This window comes from Aliiroseovarius sp. M344, assembly GCF_025140835.1.
GTDB lineage: Bacteria > Pseudomonadota > Alphaproteobacteria > Rhodobacterales > Rhodobacteraceae > Aliiroseovarius.
On sequence record NZ_CP081153.1, the window covers coordinates 190,288 to 215,634 of the forward strand.

General features: G+C 57.0%; 25 protein-coding genes. 15 read left to right on the plus strand and 10 right to left on the minus strand.

Annotated features, from left to right (window positions below):
- Positions 1 to 147: 147 nt before the first annotated feature.
- Positions 148 to 474, plus strand: a complete 327-nt coding sequence (gene hspQ, locus K3556_RS00940; protein WP_260517869.1) for a heat shock protein HspQ — start codon at positions 148 to 150, stop codon at positions 472 to 474.
- A 7-nt stretch (positions 475 to 481) separates the two neighbouring features.
- On the opposite strand, the gene K3556_RS00945 is transcribed toward hspQ, so the two are convergent.
- From K3556_RS00945 to K3556_RS00955, 3 genes are all read right to left on the minus strand, one after another.
- Positions 482 to 2,068, minus strand: a complete 1,587-nt coding sequence (locus tag K3556_RS00945) for a gamma-glutamyltransferase family protein (RefSeq protein ID WP_260517870.1) — start codon at positions 2,066 to 2,068, stop codon at positions 482 to 484.
- 107 nt (positions 2,069 to 2,175) lie between these two features.
- Complete coding sequence (locus K3556_RS00950; RefSeq protein WP_260517871.1) at positions 2,176 to 2,604, minus strand: ATP-binding protein; 429 nt, start codon at positions 2,602 to 2,604, stop codon at positions 2,176 to 2,178.
- 67 nt (positions 2,605 to 2,671) lie between these two features.
- A complete protein-coding gene (locus K3556_RS00955; RefSeq protein ID WP_260517872.1) occupies positions 2,672 to 3,019 on the minus strand; it encodes an STAS domain-containing protein in 348 nt (115 codons plus the stop codon).
- A gap of 100 nt (positions 3,020 to 3,119) precedes the next feature.
- Between K3556_RS00955 and K3556_RS00960 the strand changes: the two genes are divergently transcribed.
- The 12 genes from K3556_RS00960 to K3556_RS01015 all read left to right on the plus strand — a co-directional run bounded on the left by K3556_RS00960 (position 3,120) and on the right by K3556_RS01015 (position 15,953).
- A complete protein-coding gene (locus K3556_RS00960; protein ID WP_260517873.1) occupies positions 3,120 to 4,298 on the plus strand; it encodes a thiolase family protein in 1,179 nt (392 codons plus the stop codon).
- Between the two features lie 58 nt (positions 4,299 to 4,356).
- Complete coding sequence (locus K3556_RS00965; protein ID WP_260517874.1) at positions 4,357 to 4,812, plus strand: GAF domain-containing protein; 456 nt, start codon at positions 4,357 to 4,359, stop codon at positions 4,810 to 4,812.
- A 108-nt stretch (positions 4,813 to 4,920) separates the two neighbouring features.
- Positions 4,921 to 5,493, plus strand: a complete 573-nt coding sequence (locus tag K3556_RS00970; RefSeq protein WP_260517875.1) for a helix-turn-helix domain-containing protein — start codon at positions 4,921 to 4,923, stop codon at positions 5,491 to 5,493.
- A 10-nt stretch (positions 5,494 to 5,503) separates the two neighbouring features.
- Positions 5,504 to 5,878 (plus strand): GFA family protein, encoded by a 375-nt coding sequence (locus K3556_RS00975; RefSeq protein WP_260517876.1) that lies wholly within the window; start codon positions 5,504 to 5,506, stop codon positions 5,876 to 5,878.
- Between the two features lie 23 nt (positions 5,879 to 5,901).
- On the plus strand, positions 5,902 to 8,355 hold the full coding sequence (locus K3556_RS00980) for an FAD-dependent oxidoreductase (RefSeq protein ID WP_260517877.1): 2,454 nt from the start codon (positions 5,902 to 5,904) through the stop codon (positions 8,353 to 8,355).
- Between the two features lie 19 nt (positions 8,356 to 8,374).
- Positions 8,375 to 9,337, plus strand: a complete 963-nt coding sequence (locus K3556_RS00985; protein ID WP_260517878.1) for a GlxA family transcriptional regulator — start codon at positions 8,375 to 8,377, stop codon at positions 9,335 to 9,337.
- Between the two features lie 88 nt (positions 9,338 to 9,425).
- Positions 9,426 to 11,873: an FAD-dependent oxidoreductase gene (locus tag K3556_RS00990; RefSeq protein WP_260517879.1), complete on the plus strand. Its 2,448-nt coding sequence runs from the start codon at positions 9,426 to 9,428 to the stop codon at positions 11,871 to 11,873.
- Positions 11,870 to 12,412, plus strand: a complete 543-nt coding sequence (locus K3556_RS00995) for a GNAT family N-acetyltransferase (protein ID WP_260517880.1) — start codon at positions 11,870 to 11,872, stop codon at positions 12,410 to 12,412. The genes K3556_RS00990 and K3556_RS00995 overlap by 4 nt, the downstream gene beginning before the upstream one ends.
- Positions 12,413 to 12,522: 110 nt before the next feature.
- Positions 12,523 to 13,416 carry an EamA family transporter RarD gene (gene rarD, locus K3556_RS01000; RefSeq protein ID WP_260519280.1) on the plus strand — a complete coding sequence of 298 codons (894 nt, stop codon included), beginning with the start codon at positions 12,523 to 12,525 and terminating at the stop codon, positions 13,414 to 13,416.
- 38 nt (positions 13,417 to 13,454) lie between these two features.
- Complete coding sequence (locus tag K3556_RS01005) at positions 13,455 to 14,102, plus strand: RluA family pseudouridine synthase (protein ID WP_260517881.1); 648 nt, start codon at positions 13,455 to 13,457, stop codon at positions 14,100 to 14,102.
- A 79-nt stretch (positions 14,103 to 14,181) separates the two neighbouring features.
- On the plus strand, positions 14,182 to 15,309 hold the full coding sequence (locus K3556_RS01010; RefSeq protein ID WP_260517882.1) for a beta-ketoacyl-ACP synthase III: 1,128 nt from the start codon (positions 14,182 to 14,184) through the stop codon (positions 15,307 to 15,309).
- 116 nt (positions 15,310 to 15,425) lie between these two features.
- The gene (locus K3556_RS01015; RefSeq protein WP_260517883.1) at positions 15,426 to 15,953 is read left to right on the plus strand and encodes a DUF3833 domain-containing protein; all 528 of its coding nucleotides are present in this window, start codon (positions 15,426 to 15,428) and stop codon (positions 15,951 to 15,953) included.
- 115 nt (positions 15,954 to 16,068) lie between these two features.
- Here K3556_RS01015 and K3556_RS01020 read toward each other — a convergent pair whose 3' ends face one another.
- Positions 16,069 to 17,508, minus strand: a complete 1,440-nt coding sequence (locus tag K3556_RS01020; RefSeq protein ID WP_260517884.1) for an aldehyde dehydrogenase family protein — start codon at positions 17,506 to 17,508, stop codon at positions 16,069 to 16,071.
- 190 nt (positions 17,509 to 17,698) lie between these two features.
- Here K3556_RS01020 and K3556_RS01025 point away from each other — a divergent pair, with 190 nt between their 5' ends.
- Positions 17,699 to 18,352, plus strand: coding sequence for a peroxiredoxin (locus K3556_RS01025; protein WP_260517885.1), 654 nt, complete (start codon positions 17,699 to 17,701; stop codon positions 18,350 to 18,352).
- 72 nt (positions 18,353 to 18,424) lie between these two features.
- On the opposite strand, the gene K3556_RS01030 is transcribed toward K3556_RS01025, so the two are convergent.
- From K3556_RS01030 to K3556_RS01040, 3 genes are all read right to left on the minus strand, one after another.
- A complete protein-coding gene (locus K3556_RS01030; RefSeq protein ID WP_260517886.1) occupies positions 18,425 to 18,619 on the minus strand; it encodes a DUF2783 domain-containing protein in 195 nt (64 codons plus the stop codon).
- Between the two features lie 5 nt (positions 18,620 to 18,624).
- On the minus strand, positions 18,625 to 20,235 hold the full coding sequence (locus tag K3556_RS01035) for an FAD-dependent oxidoreductase (protein WP_260517887.1): 1,611 nt from the start codon (positions 20,233 to 20,235) through the stop codon (positions 18,625 to 18,627).
- A 114-nt stretch (positions 20,236 to 20,349) separates the two neighbouring features.
- Positions 20,350 to 21,300, minus strand: coding sequence for an MBL fold metallo-hydrolase (locus tag K3556_RS01040; RefSeq protein ID WP_260517888.1), 951 nt, complete (start codon positions 21,298 to 21,300; stop codon positions 20,350 to 20,352).
- A gap of 52 nt (positions 21,301 to 21,352) precedes the next feature.
- Here K3556_RS01040 and K3556_RS01045 point away from each other — a divergent pair, with 52 nt between their 5' ends.
- The gene (locus tag K3556_RS01045) at positions 21,353 to 21,919 is read left to right on the plus strand and encodes a DUF2585 family protein (RefSeq protein WP_260517889.1); all 567 of its coding nucleotides are present in this window, start codon (positions 21,353 to 21,355) and stop codon (positions 21,917 to 21,919) included.
- Between the two features lie 15 nt (positions 21,920 to 21,934).
- On the opposite strand, the gene fahA is transcribed toward K3556_RS01045, so the two are convergent.
- Genes fahA through hmgA form a run of 3 tightly spaced genes read right to left on the minus strand, consistent with a single transcriptional unit; the run spans position 21,935 to position 25,201 of the window.
- Positions 21,935 to 23,191, minus strand: a complete 1,257-nt coding sequence (gene fahA / locus K3556_RS01050) for a fumarylacetoacetase (RefSeq protein ID WP_260517890.1) — start codon at positions 23,189 to 23,191, stop codon at positions 21,935 to 21,937.
- A gap of 16 nt (positions 23,192 to 23,207) precedes the next feature.
- Positions 23,208 to 23,852 (minus strand): maleylacetoacetate isomerase, encoded by a 645-nt coding sequence (gene maiA / locus K3556_RS01055; protein WP_260517891.1) that lies wholly within the window; start codon positions 23,850 to 23,852, stop codon positions 23,208 to 23,210.
- On the minus strand, positions 23,849 to 25,201 hold the full coding sequence (gene hmgA / locus K3556_RS01060; protein WP_260517892.1) for a homogentisate 1,2-dioxygenase: 1,353 nt from the start codon (positions 25,199 to 25,201) through the stop codon (positions 23,849 to 23,851). Before hmgA ends, maiA begins: the two co-directional genes overlap by 4 nt.
- Between the last annotated feature and the right edge of the window lie 146 nt (positions 25,202 to 25,347).

The window sequence follows — 25,347 nt, forward strand, 5'->3', positions numbered from 1 at the left end:
AAATTGCGACCAGCATGGACCCGCGCACAAGCGTTCATAAGGGTCACAGGACCGCGCGTTACACAATTTGTTTCGTAAAAACAGGGGCTGTTCGCATAGACAAACACCCCTTGAAAGCGCTAATTATTAGTTTAGGAGCTTTGCTTTATGTTAAAGACACGCGCCAAATATTCGCTTGGGCAAATTGTCCGTCACCGGAAGCACCCCTTCCGGGGTGTTGTGTTTGACGTGGACGCCATGTTTTCGAACACCGAAGAATGGTATGACGCCATTCCTGAAGACAGCCGACCCCAGAAGGACCAGCCTTTTTATCACCTGCTCGCTGAAAACGACCAAAGTTACTATGTCGCTTATGTGTCAGAGCAGAACCTGATCGCGGATTATTCGGGCGAACCGGTGAGCCACCCGGATGTGCCAGAGTTCTTCGGCGATCTTGAGGATGGACAGTATCCTTTGCATGTCCAGATGAATTGATCGCGCTTCAAAAGCCGATCGCACATCCATCTTTGCGGGGGTCAGACGCCCCGATCAGCACCCCACGCTCGTGATCAATGCGAATGGCTTGTGCACCGCCCAACGGTGTTTCGGGAGTTTCGATCTTGTGCCCCATGTCGGCCAACTCTGCGCCTACATCCGTACCGTATCCTCGTTCCAGTTTTAGCACGCCTTTTTCTGAGAACGCGCGCGGGGCATCGATCGCGGTTTGCGCGTCCATGCCGAAATCGACCATGTTGGTCAGGAACCGCACATGCCCGTTTGGCTGATATGCCCCCCCCATAACACCAAACGGCATTGTAACCCGCCCGCCTTCGCGCAGCATTCCGGGAATAATCGTGTGCATCGGACGTTTTCCACCACCCGCTTCGTTCGGGTGCCCGGCGATCAGATTGAACCCCGCGCCACGGTTCTGAAACAGAACACCAAATTTGTCCGACGCCAGTCCCGTGCCGAAGGAATGGAAAATTGAGAAGATCATCGATACCGACATCCTGTCCTTGTCGACGACCGTCAGATAGACCGTGTCGCGATGGGTGGCTTCGCCTGTGTTGGGCGGTGCGGTCATCGCCCGGCTGGGGTGGATAAGATCAGCCAGTTTGGCGGCAAATTCTGCCGACAACATGTCATCTAGCCCGGTGGTTTTATTCGGATCAGCGATGATTCGGTTGCGTGCGTCATAGGCCAGCTTGGCGGCCTCCACTTCGATATGCGCCCGCTGTGCGCCCAGTGGGTCGAAGGATGGCAGATCAAAATGCGACAAGATGTTTGCCATCAGGATCGCTGTCGCGCCCTGGCCATTTGGGGGATGCTCAACCAGATCAATTTCCCTGTAAGTACCTGAAATCGATTTGGTATAGAATGCCTGTGGTGCTGCAAAATCGTCCAGGTCGTGAACGCCACCCATAGCCTGCAAACTGGCCACCAGATCTTCGGCGACCTCTCCCTCATAGAACCCGGCACGCCCTTTTTCAGCAATGGCGCGAAAGACCCGGGCCTGCTTAGGCGACCGAAAAACATCCCCGATCTGAGGGGCTGCGCCATCGTGAAGGTAGTAATTGCGCGCAACACCAGACAAGCAGCCATCACGCGCCGCGATTTTCCAATCTTGTGCGACGCGCGGGGCTACTGGCACACCATTTTCTGCGTAGTGGATGGCTGGAGCGAGGGTTTCTGCCAAAGAGAGCCGCCCCCAATCCGCGGCCAACATGCAGAATGCATCGACCGCACCGGGGATGGTGACAGAGTGGACCGAGCGTTCAGGGATGTTGGTGTGACCTGCGCTGCGCAATGCGTCCGCCGAGAGGCCGCGGGGTGACCGACCGGATCCATTCAATGTGATGATCTCGTTTTGTCCCGGCGCATCCAGCAAGACGAAACAGTCGCCCGCGATACCTGTCATATGGGGTTCGCAAATGCTCAGCAAAACCCCGGCTGCAATAGCCGCATCCACGGCATTCCCACCCGCCTTTAAGATGTCCAATGCGGTTTGCGCCGCAAGCGGATGCGACGTCGCGCAAAGCCCGTTCGTGGCAATGACGGGCGAGCGCCCGGGCAGGTGGAAATCTCTCATGGATCCTCGCGGTGTGACTTTCGCGAAGACTAGGTGGTGACGCAACCTTTGCCAACTGAGTGAATCGGGTGAGCGCGTGATTTACCCGTCCGGTCTGTGCCGCGGTGTCAGCTGACCCGCGTATTCGCCAAAGCAATGGTGAAATTCAACTTGTTTCGGACGTTGCTGCGTATATAGGTCAGGTCTTGTGTCAGTTCTTTTATCAAGAACCATCCAAACCCACCTTCGGGAAGATCGGCAACGGGGCCTTCAAGTTTAGGCGCAGGCCCCTTCAGCACGTCGTCACCCTGCAACGGCACACCATCATCCAGAACCGTGAAAACCAAGTTGTCCGACATGCGTTTAACCTGCAGTTCAACGACGCCTTTTTTATTGTTCGCATAGGCGTGTTCGACGACATTATTCAGAACTTCGGCCAAAACAATCTCGATCACTCCCTTTTCGTCCGAAGTCAGGTTTAGGTGCATCAATCCTGCCATTGAAGCTTTAAGCGCCTTTCGGACAGCCATCGGCTCAGCTGGGAAAAAGAGCTGCATCTCGTTCTTCTGTGGCGTGAGTGCCGATTGGTGAAGGTCAGTTGCTTGCCCCATGAAACAAAGCGTCTCAGCTGGCATCGGCGAGGCCGCCACCCAAAGCGGTGTCGACATTCGTGTGGATCGAGAAGACGGTATCCATCCGGGTCAGCTTGAAAACCTTCTGAACGGTTGAAGACAGGCTCGCCAATTCGAAAGACTTGCCAGGCCCAACTTGTTTCATCGCGGCGACGATTGCCCCCAACCCGCTGGAATCAATGAAGTCGACTTGCGCCAGGTCGACCAAGATGCGGTCGGGTCCGCCTTCTGTCAGTTCGCGCATGCGGTCTTTGAAGCTGATGGCGATGGCGGCGTCGATTCTGTTCTCGTTCACCGTGATTACACGCGCGATGGCAGTATCCTTATGGGTCAGTTCCAACTGTTGTCTCCTTCAGGCGAATGGTAGAACTACAGTCTAGACGGCGATCGTTACCATTCGGTAAGCGTAGTCAGGATTTTGCATTGGGACGGAGAAGACGATGAAGAACGTAGTAATCGCAGGTGCCGCGCGCACACCGATGGCAGGTTTCCAAGGCGCGTTTTCTGGGGTGGCAGCGGCCGACTTGGGTGGTGCCGCCATCAAGGCCGCGCTTGTGGATGCTGGCGCCGACGCTGGGGATATCCAAGAGCTTCTGATGGGGTGTGTCTTGCCAGCCGGGCAGGGTCAGGCCCCAGCGCGCCAAGCCGGGTTTTCAGCGGGTTTGGGCAATGAAGTGCCCGCCACCACGCTGAACAAGATGTGCGGCTCGGGTATGAAAACCACGATGATTGCCTACGATCAAGTTGCATTGGGTGGCACTGACATAATGGTTGCCGGCGGGATGGAAAGCATGACCGAAGCGCCGTATATCCTGCCCAAAATGCGCAGCGGCGCGCGGATTGGTCATGGGGCCGTGATCGACCACATGTTTCTGGATGGGCTTGAAGATGCCTATGACAAAGGTCGCCTGATGGGCACTTTTGCCGAGGATTGCGCAGAAAGTTTTCAGTTCACCCGCGAAGCGCAGGACGAATATGCACTGAAATCCTTGTCCAATGCGCTGGACGCCCAAAGAACCGGTGCTTTCGATGGCGAGATTGCTCCGGTAACCATTCAGACCCGCAAGGGCGAGGTCGTCGTGTCGGAAGATGAGCAACCCGGCAATGCCCGGCCCGAAAAAATTCCAACCCTGAAACCTGCCTTCCGCAAGGATGGCACGGTAACGCCCGCCAACAGTTCCTCGATCTCGGATGGGGCAGCGGCATTGGTTGTTGCGTCCGAAGATGCAGCCAAAGCAAAAGGCTTGAAAATTCGCGCGCGAATACTCGGCCATGCCAGCCATGCACAGGAACCCAACCTGTTTCCAACAGCGCCCGTGCCGGCCGCCAAAAAACTGTTGAAGCAGTTGGGCTGGTCGACCGATGACGTTGATCTGTGGGAGGTGAACGAGGCATTTGCTGTCGTGCCGATGGCTTTCATGCACGAGTTGGGCCTGACCCGTGACAAGGTGAATGTGAACGGTGGCGCCTGTGCGCTGGGCCATCCGATTGGCGCGTCTGGCGCGCGGATCATCGTGACGCTTCTGAACGCTCTTGAAAAACGTGGGTTGAAACGTGGTGTTGCCGCGATTTGTATCGGCGGGGGCGAAGGCACAGCTATCGCGATTGAACGAGTCTGATCACCGGCATATAGAGCAAAGGGCGCGGGTGGCCGCGCCCTTTTGCATTGGAGCCCATATGTCGCAGGTTGACTATGACAATCTCGCGCAGGTGATTGCGTCACTGACCGAGAATGAACGCGATCACGTGGCGTTGATGGCAACGATTGCCTGCGAAGTGCATCATGCCGATGATCGCTTCGATTGGACCGGCTTTTACCGTGTAACAGAGCCTGGCATGTTGAAAATCGGCCCTTACCAAGGTGGCCACGGGTGTCTGCAATTTCCGTTCTCGCGCGGGGTTTGTGGTGCCGCGGCGCGTACAGGTCAGGTTCAACTTGTCGATGATGTGGACGCGTTTCCCGGCCACATTGCATGCGCTTCCTCGACGCGCTCCGAGTTGGTGTTGCCCGTCTGGAACGGCGCGGGTGGCTTGATTGGCGTTTTCGACATCGACAGCAATCAACCCAGCGCTTTCACGCAGGACGATGCGACCCACCTGACCAATATCCTGAACGCGACTTTCCAGCGCTAAGCAGAGCGGGAAGAGATTCCGCTTGCCTCGAATCACGATTGCGGCCCATCGTGAAAAAATGCGTGAAAATTTCACGCGCCGTTTCAAGCCTCGCGATGGACGACCAGCATGCTACACAGCGATCCCGCCTCATCCAGAAGCTTGGGCGCAGATATTCGCGCCCTGCGCAAAGCGCGTGGGATGAAGTTGACGGATCTGGCCGCAGCACTGAAACGTTCGGTTGGCTGGTTGAGCCAAGTTGAGCGAGACAAGTCAGCGCCATCGATCACAGACCTACGAGGTATCGCCCAAGCGCTGGGGGTGCCGATGTCGATGTTGTTCGTGAATACCTCTGCGCCCGCACAAGAGCTTGGCTATGTCGTACGCGCCCAAGATCGGCGATCAATGGGATCTGGTGACGACGGCCTGATCGAGGCACTTTTGTCCCCCGACCTAACCGATGATTTTGAAATGGTGCATTCCACCTTCAAGCCGCATTCGAAGATCGAGAAACCCACACAACGGCCGACGCAAGAGGTCGGGTATATGGTGTCTGGCAAGTTGGATCTGATCATAGGCGGGCGACGCTTCACCGTCGGGCAGGGCGACAGTTTTCGGATAAAGGGCGAGCTGCATGAATGGGCAAATCCCTATGACGATCCCGCCATTGCAATCTGGGTCATCGCCCCGCCAGTCTATTAAGGAGAGCACCATGCTCAAAGGAAGCTGCCTGTGCGGTAATATCCAGTTTGAGACCAACGCGTCGCCAAAAGGAGTTTCGATGTGTCATTGTTCGCAGTGCCGAAAACAATCCGGTGGCGTATGGTCATCTGCCTTTGTGCCAACGAGTGAGCTGACCATCAAGGGCGACGTCAATTGGTATGCCGCAAGTGATATCGCCGAGCGTGGCTTTTGCCGCAACTGCGGGTCGTTTCTGTTCTGGAAAGCCCATGATGAGGACGCGATCAGTTTTGCGCTTGGGGCCATTGATGGACCGACTGGCCTGACCCTCGAAAAACACATCTTTGTCGCTGACAAGGGCGACTATTACGAAATTGCTGACGGCTTGCCACAAAGTGCTCAGTAACACCTTAAAAGACGGAGACCCGAATGTCTGACTTCCCCATCAAAGCCCGCGTTGTCATTATTGGCGGCGGCGTCGTCGGTGCCTCGACGCTGTATCATTTGGGTCTGAAAGGTTGGACTGATTGTGTCCTTTTGGAAAAGAACGAACTGACCGCCGGGTCGACGTGGCACGCGGCAGGTAACGTCCCCACCTTCTCGACTTCGTGGGCGATCATGAACATGCAGCGCTATTCGACCGAGCTTTACGCGCGGCTGGGTGAGGAAGTCGACTATCCGATGAACTATCACCAGACCGGCTCGATCCGTTTGGCGCATACGAAAGAGCGGATGCAGGAGTTTGAGCGCGCCTGTTCCATGGGCCGCTATCAGGGCATTGAGATGGAGATCTGGACGCCAGAGCAAGCGAAAGAGCATTATCCGTTCTTGGAGATCCATGATCTCGCTGGCGTTCTTTGGGATCCGTCGGACGGGGATATCGACCCGGCGCAGGTCACACAGGCACTGGCCAAAGGCGCGCGTGACATGGGGCAGAAAATTCTGCGCTTCACCCCGGCGACTGGAGTCACCCAGAAGGACGACAAGACATGGATTGTGCACACCGACAAGGGTGACATCGAATGTGACTATGTGGTGAACGCAGCCGGGTATTATGCCCAGCGCGTTGGCGAATGGTTCAAGCCTTATGGCGGCCGCACGGTGCCAATGATGGTGATGGAGCACCAATACCTGCTGACAGAACAGATCCCCGAGATCGAAGCCCACAGCAAAATTACCGGCAAAAAGCTTCCCCTGATCCGCGATGTGGATGTGTCTTATTACCTGCGTCAGGAAAAGAACGGCTATAACCTTGGTCCCTACGAACCGAACTGCAAGGCGCATTGGGTCGACGCTAGCGACCAGATGCCCGACGATTTCAGCTTTCAGCTTTGGCAGGAAGATCTGGATCGGATCGAGGATATCGTGGTTGACGCCATGGCTCGCGTACCACTGATGGAGACCTCTGGCGTGTCCAGCGTGATCAACGGCCCGATCCCCTATGCGCCCGACGGGCTGCCTCTGATGGGGCCAATGCCGGGCGTCGCGAATGCGTTTGAGGCCTGCGTCTTCACCTTCGGCATCGCGCAAGGCGGCGGGGCTGGCAAGGTCATGGCCGAATGGATCGTCGATGGCGCGACCGAGTGGGACATGTGGGCGGTGGATCCGCGCCGTTACACTGACTACACCGACCAGGATTATTGCGATCAGAAGGGCATGGAGGTTTACGGCAACGAATACGCCATGCACTTCCCGCATCACGAATGGCCCGCCGCGCGCGACAAGAAACTGTCACCGGTGCACGACCGTGTGATCGCTGCAGGCGGTGTGATGGGTGCCTATAACGGTTGGGAACGTGCCAACTGGTATGCGAAAGAAAGCGACGATACATCGCTTGAGGCGACCCATACATGGGGCCGTCAGGGTCCGTGGACCCAACGCGTAAAAGAAGAATGCGAAGCGGTGCGCGACCATTGTGGCGTTCTGGACCTGCCGGGTTTCTCGCGGTTCAAAATCAAGGGTCCCGGCGCAGACGAATGGTTGCGCGGGCTGGTCACGGGTGCGCTGCCAAAGATTGGCCGGGTCGGTTTGGTTTACTTCGCGGACGAACGTGGCCGGATCCAAACCGAGATGTCGGTCACCCGAGAAGCTGAGGACCAGTTCATCCTCGTCACAGCTGCGACCGCGCAGTGGCACGACCAGGAATGGCTTCAACGCCACATGCCAGCAGACCGCGCCTTTACACTCGAGGATTGGACCACCCGGATGGACACCCTGATTGTCACAGGTCCAGCGTCCCGTGATATTCTTGAAACGTTGTGTGACGCTGATCTGTCGCTGCCTTGGCTTAGTCTTCAGGAAAGCGAAATCGCAGGGGGTTGGGTGGCACTGCTTCGGGTGTCCTTCGCCGGGGAACTTGGCTGGGAAGTCCATGCAGAGAATGCCGATATGCCCGCCATATATGACGCCATCATCGCCGCGGGTGCCAAGCCGTTCGGCATGTATGCCTTGAACTCCTTACGTCTGGAAAAAGGGTATCGTGCGTGGAAGGGCGATCTATCGACTGACTATTCAATGTTCGAAGGCGGTTTGGATCGCTTTGTGAAGCTGGACAAGCCGCAGGACTTTCCTGGCAAAGCGGCGCTTCAGGCCGAGAAACAGCAGGGATCGAAAAAACGTTTCGTCACCCTTCTGGTCGACGCTGGCGACTGCGACGCGCCCTACATGTCCTGCATCTGGTCGGGTGATCAGATCGTCGGAGAAACCACTTCGGGCGGGTGGGGCTATCGGATCAATGCCTCGATCGCGCTGGGCATGGTGCGGTCGGATTTGGCCTTGCCTGGGACTGTGCTGGAGGTCGAGATCTACGGCGAAAAATATCATGCCGTGGTTCAGGAGGACCAACCGCTGTGGGACCCCGACAACGCAAGGCTGCGCGCCTGATTGCTGGATGGGGGATCGTGTGACACCGTTGAAGGAGCATATTCCGATCCAGGTCGATATACTGGTGGCAGATGGCTTTGTGCTGACCGAGTTTTCCGCCATTGTCGAAGTGTTACGCACGGCAAACCGTGTATCGGCAAAGGAAGTTTTTCGTTGGCAGTGGTATTCGCGGCGGGGCGGCCCGGTTACCTGTCGCGCTTCGATTACAATCGACACACTGCCAATCAAGACAAAACCAAGGGCGGACTATGTATTCGTGCTGGGGAATTCTGATCCCGACGCAGCGGATTTGTCACTGCGCAAAGAGATCAAGGCCTACCAATGGGCCGGGGCGCGGGTGTTTTTGCTGTCTGAGGCTGCAAGTCGTTACATTTCTGAAACCGGTGAACAGTTGATGAACCACACGACACATTGGGAAAATCGCGCGCTGCTGAATGAACGAGGCACGCCGGGTGTCGGGTCATACGCGCTGGCTGCAGAGGATGGGAAGATCACCACCAGCGCAGGTATGGGTGCGAGCTATGACCTTGTGCTGGGGATGCTCAATGGCCACATCAGCGCTGCGTCGGTGGCGACCGTGGCAGACATTTTCCTGCACGAGACGATCCGAACATCGTCGACCCTTCAGCCCTTTGGCGGCAAAGAGATGGCGCGTACCGGGAAGCGGTCGCTCGACCAGTGCCTTGAGCTGATGCAAGCCAACCTTGAGGAACCGCTGCTGATCTCAGAGCTGGTCCGGTATCTGGCCGTTTCCGAACGGTCTCTGGAACGGCAGTTCCGTAGCTTCCTGAACACAACACCCAAGGCCTATTACCGCGAGCTGCGTTTGAACTACGCCAATACGCTGCTTCTGAAAACGTCGATGAGTGTTCGGGACGTCGGGCTGGCAAGCGGATTTCCCAACGGGTTCTCGAGCTTGTTCAGACGGCATTTCGGCGTGACGCCAATGACGCTGCGGCGATCACGGACATCAGCCGGATGATCGTTTTCCGTCAAATATGTCGGATCGAAGGGGTTTCCCCGCCGGCAATCGTGCAACCCTCGGCCAAACCCACATGGAGTGAGATGCTATGAGCCTTCCTACCAATGCCCGTGTTGTCATTATCGGTGGCGGCGTCATCGGATGTTCTGTTGCTTACCACCTGACCAAACTTGGTTGGACAGATGTCGTTTTGCTGGAACGAAAGCAACTGACGTCTGGCACCACTTGGCACGCGGCGGGCCTGATCGGGCAGCTGCGATCTTCGTCAAACATGACCAAGCTCGCCAAATATTCGGCCGATCTGTATCGCGGGCTAGAGGATGAAACCGGCGTTGCAACAGGATTACGCCAATGCGGGTCGGTATCGGTGGCCTTGACGGATGAACGGCGCGAAGAGCTTTTCCGAAGCGCTGCGATGGCCCGCGCTTTCGGTGTTCCATGTGAAGAACTGTCACCTGCCGAGGTGAAAGAGCGCTATGAACACATCAATCTTGAGGGTGTGACAGGCGGCATCTGGCTGCCAACGGATGGGCAGGCTGACCCCGCGAATATCGCACTGGCACTGGCGAAAGGAGCGCGTCAGAACGGCGCCGTCATCAAGGAGCGCACAAAGGTCACCGGCGTAGAACGGGCTGGTCGCCGAGTTACAGGTGTGAACTGGGCATCGGATGACGGGTCGGATCAGGGAACGATTGCCTGTGACATGATCGTCAACTGCGCGGGTATGTGGGGCCATGAAGTCGGCAAGATGGCCGGCGTGAATGTGCCGCTTCACGCCTGCGAGCACTTCTATATCGTGACCGAAGGCATCAAAGGGCTAAGCCAGATGCCGGTGCTGCGCGTTCCGGATGAATGCGCCTATTACAAGGAAGATGCGGGTAAAATCCTGTTGGGCGCGTTTGAGCCCAATGCCAAGCCGTGGGCGATGGACGGCATTCCGGACAAGTTCGAATTTGACCAGCTGCCAGAGGATTTTGACCATTTCGAACCTATCCTCGAAGCCGCCTGTAACCGCATGCCGATGCTGGCCGAGGCGGGTATCCACACGTTCTTCAACGGTCCTGAAAGTTTCACGCCGGATGACGCTTATCACCTTGGCCTAGCACCCGAGATGGACAATGTCTGGGTGGCCGCCGGGTTTAACTCGATCGGCATCCAATCGGCAGGCGGCGCAGGTATGGCCTTGTCGCGGTGGATGGACAGTGGCGAAAAACCCTTTGATCTTGGTGACGTGGACATCAGCCGGATGCACCCATTCCAGGGCAACAAGCATTACCTCTATGAGCGCTCGAAAGAGACTCTGGGCCTGCTGTATGCCGACCACTTCCCGTTCCGCCAGAAAGCCACAGCGCGCGGTGTCCGGCGCACGCCGTTCCATCAACACCTGTTGGATCAAGGTGCGGTCATGGGGGAAACCGCTGGATGGGAACGTGCCAACTGGTTTGCACGTGAAGGGCAGGTGCCCGAATACGAATACACGTGGGGTCGTCCGAACTGGTTTGAAAACGCAGCGGCAGAGCACAAAGCCGTGCGCGAGAACGTGGGCATGTATGACATGACGTCGTTCGGGAAGATCCGGGTTGAAGGCCCGGATGCCGAGACATTTCTGAATAGGGTTTGCGGGGCAGACATGTCGGTGCCAGCGGGCAAGATCGTCTATACGCAGTTCCTGAACAAACGCGCCGGGATCGAGGCGGATGTAACCGTCACGCGCCTGTCAGAGACAGCCTATCTGGTGGTGACACCCTCGATCACGCGATTGGCGGATGAAACATGGATGCGCCGCCATGTCGGGGATGCTCGCGTTGTTATCACCGACGTCACCGCTGGCGAAGGCGTGCTGGCGATTATGGGTCCAAATTCGCGCAAGCTGCTGGAACGTGTCAGCCCCGCCAATTTTAGCAATGATGCGAACCCATTTGGCACTGCGCAAGAGATCGAGTTGGGCATGGGCCTGGCCCGCGCCCACCGTGTGTCCTATGTCGGCGAATTGGGTTGGGAGATCTATATCTCGTCCGAGATGGCCGCCCACGCGTTTGAAACTCTGTTCGAGGCCGGGCAGGATATGGGATTAAAGCTTTGCGGCATGCACATGATGGACAGTTGCCGGATCGAAAAGGCGTTCCGCCATTTCGGCCATGACATCACGTGCGAGGATCATGTGCTTGAGGCCGGGTTGGGATTTGCGGTGAAAACCGACAAACCTGACTTCATCGGGCGTGACGCTGTGCTGGCGAAGAAAGACAGCGGGCTTGAGAACCGCTTGGTGCAGTTCAAACTGACCGACCCTGAACCGCTGCTGTATCACAACGAACCACTGATCCGGGATGGTGAAATCGTGGGCTATCTGAGTTCCGGTGGCTATGGGCACCATCTTGGGGCAGCGATCGGCATGGGTTATGTGCCCTGCAAGGGCGAAAGCGCTGCAGATGTTCTGGCGTCCAGTTACGAGATCGATGTGGCCGGTACGCGTGTGAAGGCAGAGGCTTCGTTGAAACCGATGTATGATCCCAAATCAGAACGCGTGCGTGCGTGAGCTTTGACGACCAACCAAGATTGGAAGGCGAAACGCTGATCCTGCGTGGGATAACCGGGCAGGATCGCGAGGACTTGCACCGCGCAGCCAACGCACCCGAGATCTGGGCAGGTCATCCCAGCAAGGACCGTTACAAGCGCGAGGTTTTTGATCCCTATTTCGACATGCTCTTGCGGGAAGGCGGGACGCTTGTTGTGATCGACAAAACGTCGGCCAAGATCATTGGCTGCTCGCGGTATTATGTTGGACCCGATGCGCCCGAAGATATCTCAATCGGCTTCACCTTCCTGAACAATCTGTATTGGGGCGGAACGGTGAATTTTCACATGAAGCAGCTGATGCTGGATCATGCGTTCCAAACGTTTGATCGGGTTTGGTTCCACATCGCGCCCGACAATATCCGTTCGCAAAAGGCGACATTGAAGTTGGGAGCGGAATTCGTGGGTGAAGATGAAATTGACCTTACTGGCAACCCCGCGCCATGGAAGCGCTTTCGGTTGGACAAGGCGGTTTGGCAAAAGGTCAAGGCGGCCCAGTAGGTCAATTAAGGTCCATTGCGTTTGGTGATGGGGCACCCCACAAATTACGCCCTGTGCAACGCGACGATTTGCCTGTCATATGGCCCGGTAAGGAACGCGCGATGTTGGATATGACGAAATCTGAGAACACCGATTCACTGCAGGGTCTTGCCTTCGCGACCACGGCCTATGTGCTGTGGGGGTTTCTGCCCTTATACCTGAAGGCGCTCAGCCATATCCCTCCGACCGAGGTGCTGGCCCATCGGGTGATCTGGTCGGTTCCCGTTGCCGGTGCGGTGCTGGTTGCCACAGGACGCACGCGCGATCTGCGCACCGTGCTGACCAATCCCCGAAATCTTGGTCTGGCTCTGATCACAGCGACGCTCATCTCGATCAATTGGGGGATCTATATCTGGGCGATCTCGGTCGAACAGACGGTTGAGGCCGCATTGGGATACTATATCAACCCGCTATTTTCGATCCTGCTGGGCGCGTTGCTGCTGGGGGAAAGCATGTCGCGTGCGCAGTGGGTTGCGGTTGGTTTGGCGGCCATTGCCGTTCTGATCCTGACCGCCGATACAGGCCGGCTTCCCCTTGTGGCGCTGAGCCTGATGCTGACCTGGGGCTTTTATGCGTTGTTCAAGAAATCGCTGCCCATCGGACCGAACCAGGGTTTCCTGCTGGAAGTTCTGATCCTGACACCTCCGGCGCTTGCATATGTCGTGTGGTTGGGCATGACAGGCAAGGGGCATTTTCTGACCTCGGTCAATGATACGTGGATGCTGCTGGGATGCGGCGTGGTCACGGCAGTGCCGCTGATGTTCTATGCCAACGGGGCCAAGCTTCTGCGCCTGTCGACCATAGGCATCCTGCAATATATCGCGCCAACGATGATCTTCCTTGTGGCGGTGCTTGTCTTCAAAGAGCCGTTCGGAGGGGCCAAGCTGATTGCCTTCCCGCTGATCTGGCTGGCGCTGATAATTTACACCACGTCGATGTTCAGACAAATGCGGCGAAATCGCTGAGCCTTGCTTGCCTGCGCAGCGCAGGCTATCTGGCGCACATGTCAGATGAATACGCGCCCCCCAACGATCCGCTGGTGATCGTCCATCAGGACCACGAACTTTTGCTGGTTGATAAACCTGCGGGCCTACTGTCGGTTCCGGGCAAAGGCGAACATCTGGCAGATTGTCTGTTGTCGCGCGTACAGGCCGTGTTTCCCGATGCGCTGCTTGTTCACCGGCTAGACCGGGATACGTCTGGCATCATGGTGTTTGCAATGACACCCCATGCGCAGCGCCATCTTGGGCTTCAGTTTGAAAAACGACAGATGAAGAAGGCCTATGTGGCACGGGTGTGGGGACGTGTGGCCGAGCGGGAAGGCACGGTTGACTTGCCACTGATTGTTGACTGGCCAAACCGCCCCAAGCAGCACGTTGATTTTGAGAATGGAAAACCGGCCGTTACCGACTGGAAAGTACTGAAGTATGAGGAAAAGACCACACGAATGCGCTTGTTCCCGCAGACCGGGCGCAGCCACCAACTACGGGTCCACATGAAGGAAATCGGCCACCCGATTTTGGGGGACCCCTTTTATGCAGAAGGTGACGCCCGCGACGCCCCACGGCTGATGCTACACGCCGAAAGCTTGCGGCTGCGTCATCCGGATGGTGGAAAAGGGCTGACGTTCAAGGCGAAGTGTCCGTTCTGAAGGGGATGACCTAGGGGCAGTTCCCCTTGCCGCCTACTAAGCTTCCTGATTGACTGGGCCAACTTTCGAGGAGATCCACATGATCCAGCCAGTAATCTCTGGGACCGGGGTGTTTACCCCCGAACCCACCATCACCAATGCCGAACTTGTCGTGGCCTTTAACGCCTATGCCGACAAAGAGAATGCTAAGAACGCAGACGCGATTGCGGCTGGCGAGTTGCAGCCTGTCGGCCATTCGAGTGAAGAGTTTATCGTGTCCGCCTCGGGTATCCACCAGCGGTATGTGATGGATAAAACCGGGGTGCTGGACCCGACTATCATGCACCCGACGTTGCGCGAACGCACCGATGACGAGTTGGGCATTATGGCCGAAATGGGGGTGGACGCCTGCCTGAAAGCGCTGGTCAAGGCTGGGCGCGATGCCAGCGAAGTTGACCTTGTTATCTGCGCGGCCTCAAACCATGAACGGGCCTATCCGGCAGTTGCGATTGAAATCCAGCAGGCGCTGGGCGCGGGCGGCTTTGCGTTCGACATGAACGTGGCCTGTTCCTCGGCGACGTTCGGCATTCAGGCGGCGGCAGACATGATCCGGTCTGGGTCGGTCAAGCGCGCGCTGGTGGTGAACCCCGAGATTTGTTCGGCCCATCTGGAATGGCGCGACCGCGACTGCCATTTCATTTTTGGCGACGTGGCGACAGCCACTCTGCTGGAACGCAAAGAGGACGCGAAGGGCGATCATTTTGAGATCCTGTCGACCAAGTGCTTGACCCAGTTTTCCAACAATATCCGCAACAACAACGGCTTCCTGCGCCGCACCCGTGAAGCAGCGGATACTCTGCCGGATCGCCGCGATATGCAGTTCATGCAAAACGGGCGCAAAGTCTTCAAAGAAGTGCTGCCGATTGTATCCCAGCACATCCTTGAGCACATCGCCGAGATTGGCATCACACCTGACGATCTGAAGCGGCTTTGGCTGCACCAGGCGAACAAAACCATGAATGATTTTATCGGGAAGAAGGTCCTAGGTCGCATCCCGGCAGAGGGCGAGCAGCCCAATATCCTGCAGGATTATGCCAACACCTCATCTGCGGGATCAATCATTGCATTCTCTAAGCACTCTGATGACCTGCAACCTGACGACACCGGTGTTATTTGTTCGTTCGGCGCGGGGTATTCAGTCGGGTCGGTGGTGGTGCGGCGCGCATAACCTCCGGAAACCAAGACCGGTAATGTGATCCGAAAACACCCGGGCCGCGTATCATTCAAGAATGGTTTGCATACAAGCAGACCGGAAATGACACGATACCAATCCAGAGGTGAACCATGAACCTGAAACTATCAGCACTTGCCTGCGCTTTTTTGATCGGCTGCAGTGGAGCGCCCGATCTGGATGATGCCAAACTGAGTTCGCGCAACCTCAATCTTGAAGAGTTTTTCGAAGGTAAAACTGTTGCGCGCGGCCAGTTTCAAGACTTGTTTGGGAATGTGCAGCGCCGCTTCGACGTCAATATTCAAGGCAGTTGGGATGGCCAAACCCTGACGCTGGTCGAAGACTTCGTCTATGCCGATGGCAGCACGGAACAGCGGATCTGGACCCTAGACAAAACCGGCGAAGATACGTGGTCTGGGACAGCCCCTGGCGTCATTGGCAAGGCCAATGGAACCGAGAGCGGCGATACCTTCAACTGGAAGTACCGGATCGACCTTCCCGGTCGAGACGGGAAAACCATGCGCGTGGATTTTGACGACTGGATGTGGCTTCTGTCCGACGACCGCCTTTTGAATCGCGCCTATGTGAAGAAATACGGTGTGACGATCGGCGAGGCGATTATTGTGTTCGAAAAGGGCTGACGCAACGAAAACAAAAAAGGCCCGCAGAAGCGGGCCTTTTTTGCTTATTGCCGCTGATTAAAGCGTTTCGCGCGTTTGGCCAAAAACCGGTGCGTCAGGTTTTTCACGAAACGCTTTAGTCGTTCGACCAGCCCGATACGGCTTTGACCTCAAGGAAATCCTCGATCCCTAGAATGCCGCCTTCGCGCCCGTTGCCGGACTGCTTATAGCCACCGAAGGGCGAGCCTGCGGCGCGGGATGTGCCGTTCATCTCGACCATGCCAGACCGCATTTTACGGGCGACGCGGTTGGCGCGTGCGCCGTCTTGGGTCTGCACATAGTTGGTCAACCCATAGACCGTGTCATTGGCGATCTCGACGGCTTCTTCTTCGGTGTCGAACGGAATCATCGCCATTACCGGGCCAAAAATCTCCTCGCGTGCGATGGTCATCTGGTTGTTGACGTCCGCAAAGATGGTCGGTTTGACGAAATAGCCTTTGTTCAGACCCTCAGGCCGCCCGGTTCCCCCGGCGATCAGGCGCGCACCTTCGTTGATGCCGACCTGAATCAAGTCTTGAATCTTGTTCCACTGAAGCTCGCTGACCACCGGGCCGATGTGGCGGCCTTCTTTGCTGGCCGGGCCAACCTGAACCTTCTCGGCAGCCTCGCGCGCGGCTTCGACGGCTTGGTCATAAACCCCGCGCTGTACCAGCATGCGCGACGGTGCGTTACAGCTTTGCCCGGTGTTTTGCATCATGTGCATCACACCCCGCTTCACGGCCTTCTCATCCGCATCGTCAAAGACAATGTTGGCACCCTTGCCGCCCAGCTCAAGGCTCACGCGTTTCAGGGTGTCGGCAGCTGCTTTGGAAATCGCGATGCCAGCGCGGGTCGAACCCGTGAAGCTGACCATATCCACGTCAGGGTGGGTGGACAGTTGCGTGCCAACACCCACACCGTCGCCGTTCACCATGTTGTAGACGCCGGCGGGGAAGCCAGCCTCGTCGACGATCTCGCTCCAGACAATCGACGACAACGGCGCGATTTCGGACGGTTTCAGAACCATCGTGCAACCTGCCGCCATTGCTGCCACGACCTTCAGGGACACCTGATTCATCGGCCAGTTCCAAGGCGTAATCAGCGCGCAAACCCCGATGGGTTCATAAAGCAGGCGATCGTTCGGGGCATGTGCACCCAGCATCTTGTCAAATTCGAAATCTTTGAACGCGGTGATGAAGTTCTGGATGTGCCATGTGCCCGATCCCGCCTGTGACGTGCGGGCCAGATCAATGGGGGCACCCATCTCGATGCTCATCGCTTCGGCCAGATCATCCGAGCGTGTCTGATACACTTTCAAGAGCTTTTCGATCAGAGCCAGCCGGTCCTCTTTCTTCGAAAAGCCCCAGTCGGCAAAAGCGGCCTTGGCGGCGGCGACGGCAGCATCAGTATCAGCCTGATCGCCCAGCGAAATGACCGCGCAGACCTCTTCGGTCGACGGGTCGATGACATTCAGGTCCTTGGGTGCCGCAGGGGCCACCCACTGGCCGTTGATATAGAAATCGCGCTTCTCAATCATTCCAGTCTCCTTGGTCGGATTTGCGTGCACTCTGGCACCGGGAATTGTCAGGCGCAACCCACGGAAACAAAATTTGATCAAATTTTTGAGTGCGACGATTTAGACGCAATTGGTCTCGTTCTGGGCCTTTAAAACCGTGAAATAGGTCGTAACTTACTTCCAACCGAAACGTATGGACAGGAGAGACCCTATGGGACTTCGCATCAACGACATTGTACCGAATTTTACAGCCGAGACAGATCAAGGAGAGATCACCTTCCACGATTGGATTGGGGATAGCTGGGCGATCCTGTTTTCGCACCCGAAAGACTACACACCTGTTTGCACCACAGAATTCGGCGCGGTTGCGCAGTTGTCAGACGAATGGGCCAAACGCGGCACCAAAGTCATCGGCCTGTCCGTAGACAGCGCCAAAGAACATGTCAGCTGGAAAAAAGACATCGAAGGGTTTTCGGGTGCCAAGGCGGGCTTCCCGATCATCGCTGACGAGAACCTCGCCGTTTCGAAAGCTTTCGACATGTTGCCGGCAGAAGCATATCTGCCTGACGGACGCACCGCGGCTGATTCTGCATCGGTGCGGTCTGTCTTTATCATTTCGCCGGATAAGAAAGTTCAGCTGATCATGACATACCCGATGTCTGTTGGCCGTAACTTCGCAGAAGTTCTGCGTGCTCTTGATGGTCTGCAAGCCACATACGGCACACCGATTGCCACACCGGCGAACTGGGTGAAAGGACAGGATGTGATCGTGGCTCTGTCCCTGTCGGATGACGAGGCGCGCGCCAAATTTGGCGATGTTGACATCAAGCTGCCTTACCTGCGTACAACAGCTGATCCCAGCTAAAATCTACGCGTCAAAAATAGCAAAGAGCCCGCGGCATATATCGCGGGCTCTTCTTGTTTTCGGGGTTAGGCTTTAGCCATTCTGCTTTGCAGCCTCGACCGCTTGCGACAAGACATCACGGTCGCCGACATGGTTCGCCAGCACAAGGATCAGCCGTGCATTAAGCGCGTCGCTGTCATCCTTTGACAACCCCTCATGCGCCGCCAGAAGCTCGGCATAGAAATCATCGGCGCGATTGATATTTGGCGTTAGGATAAGGTCGGTCATCGGCATTACTCCTTGCCCGTGGCGCGGCGGATGGCGGCGCGGAATTGGTTTTCATCAAAACTGGGGCGCCGGGCAGCCACATGTTGGTCGGGGCGGATAAGGTAAACGGCGCTTTCCGCATTGCCCAGATAACGTTCCTTCAACGCGCCGGTCCTGTCATCTTTGACGGACAAAGCCAACCGCGTGGCTTTGACCCCGCCTTCTTCAATGAAATCTGGCGCATCTGCGTCGATGGTCAGAAGAACAAACTGGTCACCCAGCTTGGGCAGCAGGAACTCGTCACCGAGTGGTGCGTCGGGGCAAGAAGATCCTGGTCGTGTTTTGATCGGGCCATCCAGTGCGTCGGCTGAATTCAGCGGCGATCCGTCATAGGTGCACGGCACCGACAGGCGGCCGGAGTTCACCAATGGACGGGCAAACTCATATTGTTCTGCCAGATCCAAAACAGCGTCGCGCAGAAGGCGGCTCGTATCAGATTTCGGTGTGATGAAATCGGTGGAGCGCGAGGAGTTCAGAATGTTCTCGTCTGCACCGTGGATGCGTTCGATATCATAGCTGTCCAGCAGCGTCTCGTCCGCCTTGCCATCGATCACCAGCTTCAGCTTCCAGCCAAGATTGTCGGTGTCTTGTAGGCCTGAGTTCGCGCCGCGTGCGCCAAAGGGGGACACTTGGTGCGCGGCGTCGCCGGCAAACAGGACGCGGCCGTGGCGAAACTTCTCCATCCGGCGGCACTGGAAGGTGTAGATCGAAACCCATTCAAGATCGAACTCAACATCCTCACCCAACATGGCTTTCAGGCGTGGGATGACGTTTTCGGGTTTCTTCTCTTCTTCCTTGTCGATGTCCCAGCCCAGTTGCAAATCGATCCGCCAAACGCCATCGGGCTGCTTGTGCAGCAAAGCTGACTGGCCACGGTTGAAAGGCGGGTCGAACCAAAACCAACGTTCCGATGGAAAATCTGCTTCCATGATCACATCGGCGATCAAGAAGTTGTCTTCGAACACGCGCCCGACAAAGTCGAGCCCAAGCATCTGCCGTGTAGGCGAGCCTGCGCCATCGCAGGCAACCAGCCAATCAGCCTCGACGTTATAGGGCCCTTCGGGCGTGTCGATCTCCAGCGTTGCATGATCGGGGTGGGTGCCGATCGCAGTGACTTTATTGCCGCCCCGAATTTCGATCGGTGCGCCTTCCGCTTCCAGTTCGCGCACCCGGTTCACCAGGTATTCTTCAAAATAGTATTGCTGAAGGTTGATGAAGGCGGGGCGTTGGTGGCCTTCTTCAGGCAGCAGGTCGAACTTATAGACCTCGCGGTCGTCAAAGAAGACCTTGCCCACATCCCATTCGACGCCCTTGTCCACCATCGGTTGGCCGCAACCAAGGCGGTCAAGAATTTCAAGCGGGCGTTTGGCAAAGCAGATCGCACGAGAGCCGAAGCTGACCTTGTCGTTGTCGTCAACGATCACGACTTTTACACCCTGTTGTGCTAGGTCGATCCCCATGCCCAGACCAATCGGACCCGCACCGATAATGACAACTGGATGACGCACAGGCGTTGTTGCGTCTTGGTCAGGGCTGCGCTCATAGGGGTAAAGCGGGACTTCGAAAATCTTGTTCATGTTGTTCTCCTCCGGCTGGCGATCCGCACCGCACCTAGTGTAGCGTAATTCATTGCGAAAGCAACGAATTTGGGTGGGATGCGCTGATATGCCGTCACCGCATCCGCTAACTACTTAACCTTGCAAGGATTCCCACATTTCCAGATCGCGCTGTGCGGTCCAGATGCGAGGGGTGTCGATGCCGCGGGCCTCGTCATACGCGCGGGCAACGTTGAACGGCAGGCAATGCTCATAGATCGCGTAGTCTGCAAATTTCGGGTCACACTCGGCGCGGACGGCGTCCCAAGCTTCTTTCAACGAGCCGCCACGCGCTGCCACTTTGGCGGCCGGGGCGTAGGTGCTGTAGACGAAATCGCGGGTGCTTTCGATGGCGCGTTCGACGGCTTCCTTGCCGATCAGTGCACCGCCACGACCCGGCGCAATGGCGTCCACGTCGAAGGACGCGATGTTGTCCAGCGTATCGCCCCAGTCCGAGAAGTGACCGTCGCCGCAATAGCAGGCCGAGTGATCTTCGACGATGTCGCCAGTGAACATGACGTTCTGGTCCGGCACGTGGATCACGATATCGCCTGACGTGTGGGCGCGGCCCAGATGCATCAGGTCAATCCGTCGGTTGCCTAGGTAAACGGTCATGTCGTCCGAGAATGTGGTGGTCGGGAAGGTCAAGCCGGGGATCGACTCGTGGCCTTCGAATAGGCGCGGGAAGCGTTGGAATTCACTGTCCCAGTCTTCCTGACCGCGTTCCACAACCATCGCACGGGCTTGGTCGCCCATGATGATCTGATCGGCGCCATAGGCCGACGCCCCCAACACGCGGACCGCGTGATAGTGCGTCAGCACCACGTGGCTGATCGGCTTGTCTGTCACAGACCGCACGCATTCGATTACCTTATTGGCCAGACGTGGCGTGGCCTGAGCTTCGACGATCATCACACTGTCATCGCCAATGATAACGCCCGAGTTCGGGTCGCCTTCGGCGGTAAAGGCATAAAGGCCGTCGCCAATTTCATCGAAGGTGATCTTTTTCTCGGTCATGTCCCCTTGGGACGCAAAAGCCTTAGCCATGGTCAGGTTTTCCTTTCTGGACAGCGGGGTGGGTTCATGTTCCCTTCGCCCCATGTTTGATCGTCAGTATCTGCCCTATTGGGCTACGTTTTTTGTCACTACCGCCACGCTTGTTACGCTGTTGGCGATGGGTCGTTATTTCTCATGCCCCTGCGGATACACTTTGCTTTGGTATGCAGGTGATGACAGCGGGCAGGGGTCGCAACATCTGTTTGACTGGTATTCGCCCAGCCATCTGATCCACGGGTTTCTGTTCTATGGCGCAACTTTTCTGTTGATGCGCCGTTTTGCCCTTGGCTGGCGTCTGTTGGTTTCGACCATCATCGAAGGCGCGTGGGAAGTGGCAGAGAACACCGAAGCTGTCATCAATCGCTATCGCGAATTCACCGTGTCGGGCGAGTATTGGGGTGACAGCGTGCTGAACTCGGCGGTTGACCTTGGCGCGATGTTTGTTGGCTTTTGGCTGGCCTTGCGTTTGCCGATCTGGGTCAGTTTCCTGATCGTCGTCGGTTTTGAGGTTTTGACCACATACCTGATCCGCGACGGGTTGGCCTTGAACATCATCATGCTGCTGATGCCATCCGAGGCAATCCTCGAATGGCAGTCTGCAGGGGGATGATGCGCAAACGCGCATTTATTTGGGCCACTTAACGGCGGGCAGGATTTTTCCGACGCAGTCGCCAAACCCGATCTGGAAGCCATCGCCTTTGGCCGTGCCCCGCAGGGTCAGTGTGTCGCCGTCTTCGATGAATGTGCGTGTCTCGCCAGTGTCGAGCGTGAAGGGCTCTCGGCCCGCCCAGCTCATCTCCATCAGTGAACCATATTCGGTTTTGGTTGGGCCAGAGATGGTGCCGGAGCCGAGAAGATCACCCACGTTCATCCCGCAGCCACCAATGGCGTGGTGGCACAGCTGCTCAGCAGCCGAATAATACATGCGGGTGTAGTTGGTTTCGCCAACAACCGACGCTGTGTCGCCGCCTTCGGGCTGCATCAGCACCTGAAGCTCGATGTCGTACAGACCGTCCCTTGAGCCATCCAGATAGGGCAGCAGCTCTTTCTCGCGTTCCGGTGTGGGCGCGCGGAAGTCTTCCAGAGCGGCGGCGGTCACGATCCATGGGGAAATTGAGGTGCCGAAGGCTTTACCCTGGAACGGGCCAAGCGGTTGGTATTCCCAACCCTGGATATCACGGGCAGACCAGTCGTTCAGAAGAACATAGCCAAAGATCATGTCATCGGCTTCGTCCACGGTGATCGGCTGGCCAAACTCGGACGGTTTGCCAACGATGGCCCCCATCTCAAGCTCGATATCCAAACGCATCGAGGGGCCAAAGCTGGGCATCTCGGCGTCGGGCGCTTTGCGCTGACCGTTCGGGCGGTGGATCGGCGTGCCCGAGATCACAACGGACGACGCACGACCGTTATAGCCGATCGGGATGTGCAGCCAGTTGGCGGGCAGATCGGGCGAGCCGCGCAGGATCGCGCCCATGTTGGCGGCGTGCTGTCGACCGGCGTAGAAGTCAGTGTATTCCGAGACAGCAAAGGGCATCAGAAGCTCGGCGTCTGCCATCGGAACCAGATGCTCTTCGATTTCACTCTGGTAGGGGGACCCCTCTGCGAGCATCTCGTTCAGTTTGCTGCGAAATTCAGCCCAAACCTCAGACCCCAAATCCATGAATTCGTTCCACATGCCGGATGTGAAAACAGGCTCTGCGCTGTACTCAAAGTACTCATCTTCCAGAGCAGTCACATCAAGGATCATATCCCCGATGGCCACACCGCAGCGCGGCTCTGACCCGGCGGTCGAAAACACGCCGTAAGGCAGGTTGTTCAGCGGAAAGGGTGTCTCGGCGGAGTTCGCGCTGTCCACCCACGACTTTTTTAATTGGCTCATGTGATCCTCAAACAGGTTAGCTCTGGGCGTCCGGCTGTGCCTCAGGCTTTGCGGCGGCAAAGGCGGGCAAGGCCAAACAGGTTTCTTCGATTTCGGTCAGGCGCGGATATGCGGTCAGGTCCAGACCCCAGCGCCGTGCGTTATAGTACTGCGCAACAATGCAGATGTCCGCCAGAGACGGCGTGTCACCAAAGGCGAATTTCGTGTCCCTTTCGACCATCTGTTCAAGGGCGGTGAAACCCTTGGCCATCCAGTGACACATCCATTGGCGCTTGGCGTCCGCATCCGCGCCGAATTCATCAGCCAGATGGGCGACCACACGCAAGTTGTTCACGGGATGAATGTCCATCGCAACGACATGCGCGGCAGCCAAAACCTTGGCGCGGGCAATCGGATCTGACGGCAAAAGCGCCGGGTCCGGCTGCACCGCCTCAAGGTAGTCAATGATCGCCAGAGACTGGGTTAGGACAATCCCATCTTCCAGCTCAAGCGACGGGACCAGATGGGCTGGATTTTTGGCGACATAGTCCGCCATGTGCTGCTGCCCGCCATCTTTCACAAGATGAACAGACACATGCTCGGCGCTGATACCCTTAAGGTTTAGCGCGATACGCACGCGATAGGCCGCTGTGGACCGCCAATATCCATACAGCGTCATCATTTTTTACCGGGTTTCCCATCGAATTTCTTCTCAAGGCTGTCCCAGCAATCGATATAGTCGTCCTGCAAGGGCGCTTCGTTTGCAGCGAAGGCCGTCAGGTGCTGCGGGAAGCGGGTTTCGAACATGAAAGACATGGTGTTCTCCAGCTTCTCGGGCCCGAGATTTGAATTCGACGCCCCCTCGAACGCCTCCCGATCCGGCCCGTGCGGCAGCATCATGTTGTGCAGCGACACGCCGCCGGGAATAAAGCCCTGCGGCTTGGCGTCATACTGGCCATAAATGTTGCCCATCAGCTCGGACATGATGTTCTTGTGATACCACGGCGGGCGGAATGTGTTCTCGGCAACCATCCAGCGGTCGCGGAACAGGACGAAGTCGATATTCGCGGTGCCGGGCTGGCCAGACGGTGCGGTCAGTACCGTGAAGATCGAGGGGTCCGGGTGGTCAAACAGGATCGCGCCAACCGGGCAATAGGTCGTCAGGTCGTATTTGTACGGCGCGTAGTTGCCGTGCCATGCAACCACGTCCAGCGGAGACTGTCCGATCTCGGTCTTATGGAACTGTCCACACCATTTGATGGTGATGGTCGAGGGCACTTCGCGATCCTCAAACGCCGCGACTGGCGCTTTGAAGTCACGCGGGTTGGCCATACAGTTGGCGCCGATGGGGCCGCGGCCCGGAAGCTCGAATTTCTGACCATAGTTTTCGCAGACGAAGCCACGCGCCGGACCTTCCAGAAGTTCGACCCGATAGACAAGACCGCGGGGGATAACGCCGATTTCCTGCGGGGCAAGGTCGATGATGCCGAGCTCTGTAAAGAAGCGCAGTTTGCCTTCCTGCGGTACAACAAGCAGTTCGCTGTCAGCCGAAAAGAAGTAGTCATCTACCATAGATTCCGTGACCAGATAGATGTGCGATGCCATGCCGACCTGCGTGTTCACGTCGCCCGCCGTTGTCATGGTGCGCATTCCAGTGATCCAGTTCAGACCCTCGGTCGTAGGTACCGGATCCCAGCGATACTGACCCAGACTGATCACGTCCGGGTCCACACAGGGTGCGGACTTCCAGTAAGGCATATCAACCTTGGTATAGCGCGCAGAATGTTTCACAGATGGACGGATGCGGTAACACCATGTGCGTTCGGGTGGGTTGGCCGTGAACGCCGTGCCAGACAGCTGTTCGCCATACAGCCCATATTCACATTTCTGCGGGCTGTTCATGCCTTGTGGCAGCGCACCGGGCAGTGCCTCGGTCTCGAAGTCATTGGCCCAACCGGGCATATAATGCGTTTCGGTGCCCACAGAGGACACCGCGCGCGTCATTTCGCGCGCAGAGCTGTGCTGGTTCATGTGAAACCTCGTTTCAATACCCTTTGCAGGGCTCATCCTGTTTGCAGCGCAATGGTATCGTTGCGAATGAAACGAAGTCAAGAAAAAGTGACACTTCACAGGTGAAGTATTGAATTGCCAACAATTTGAAAGGTTAAGCCCCTATC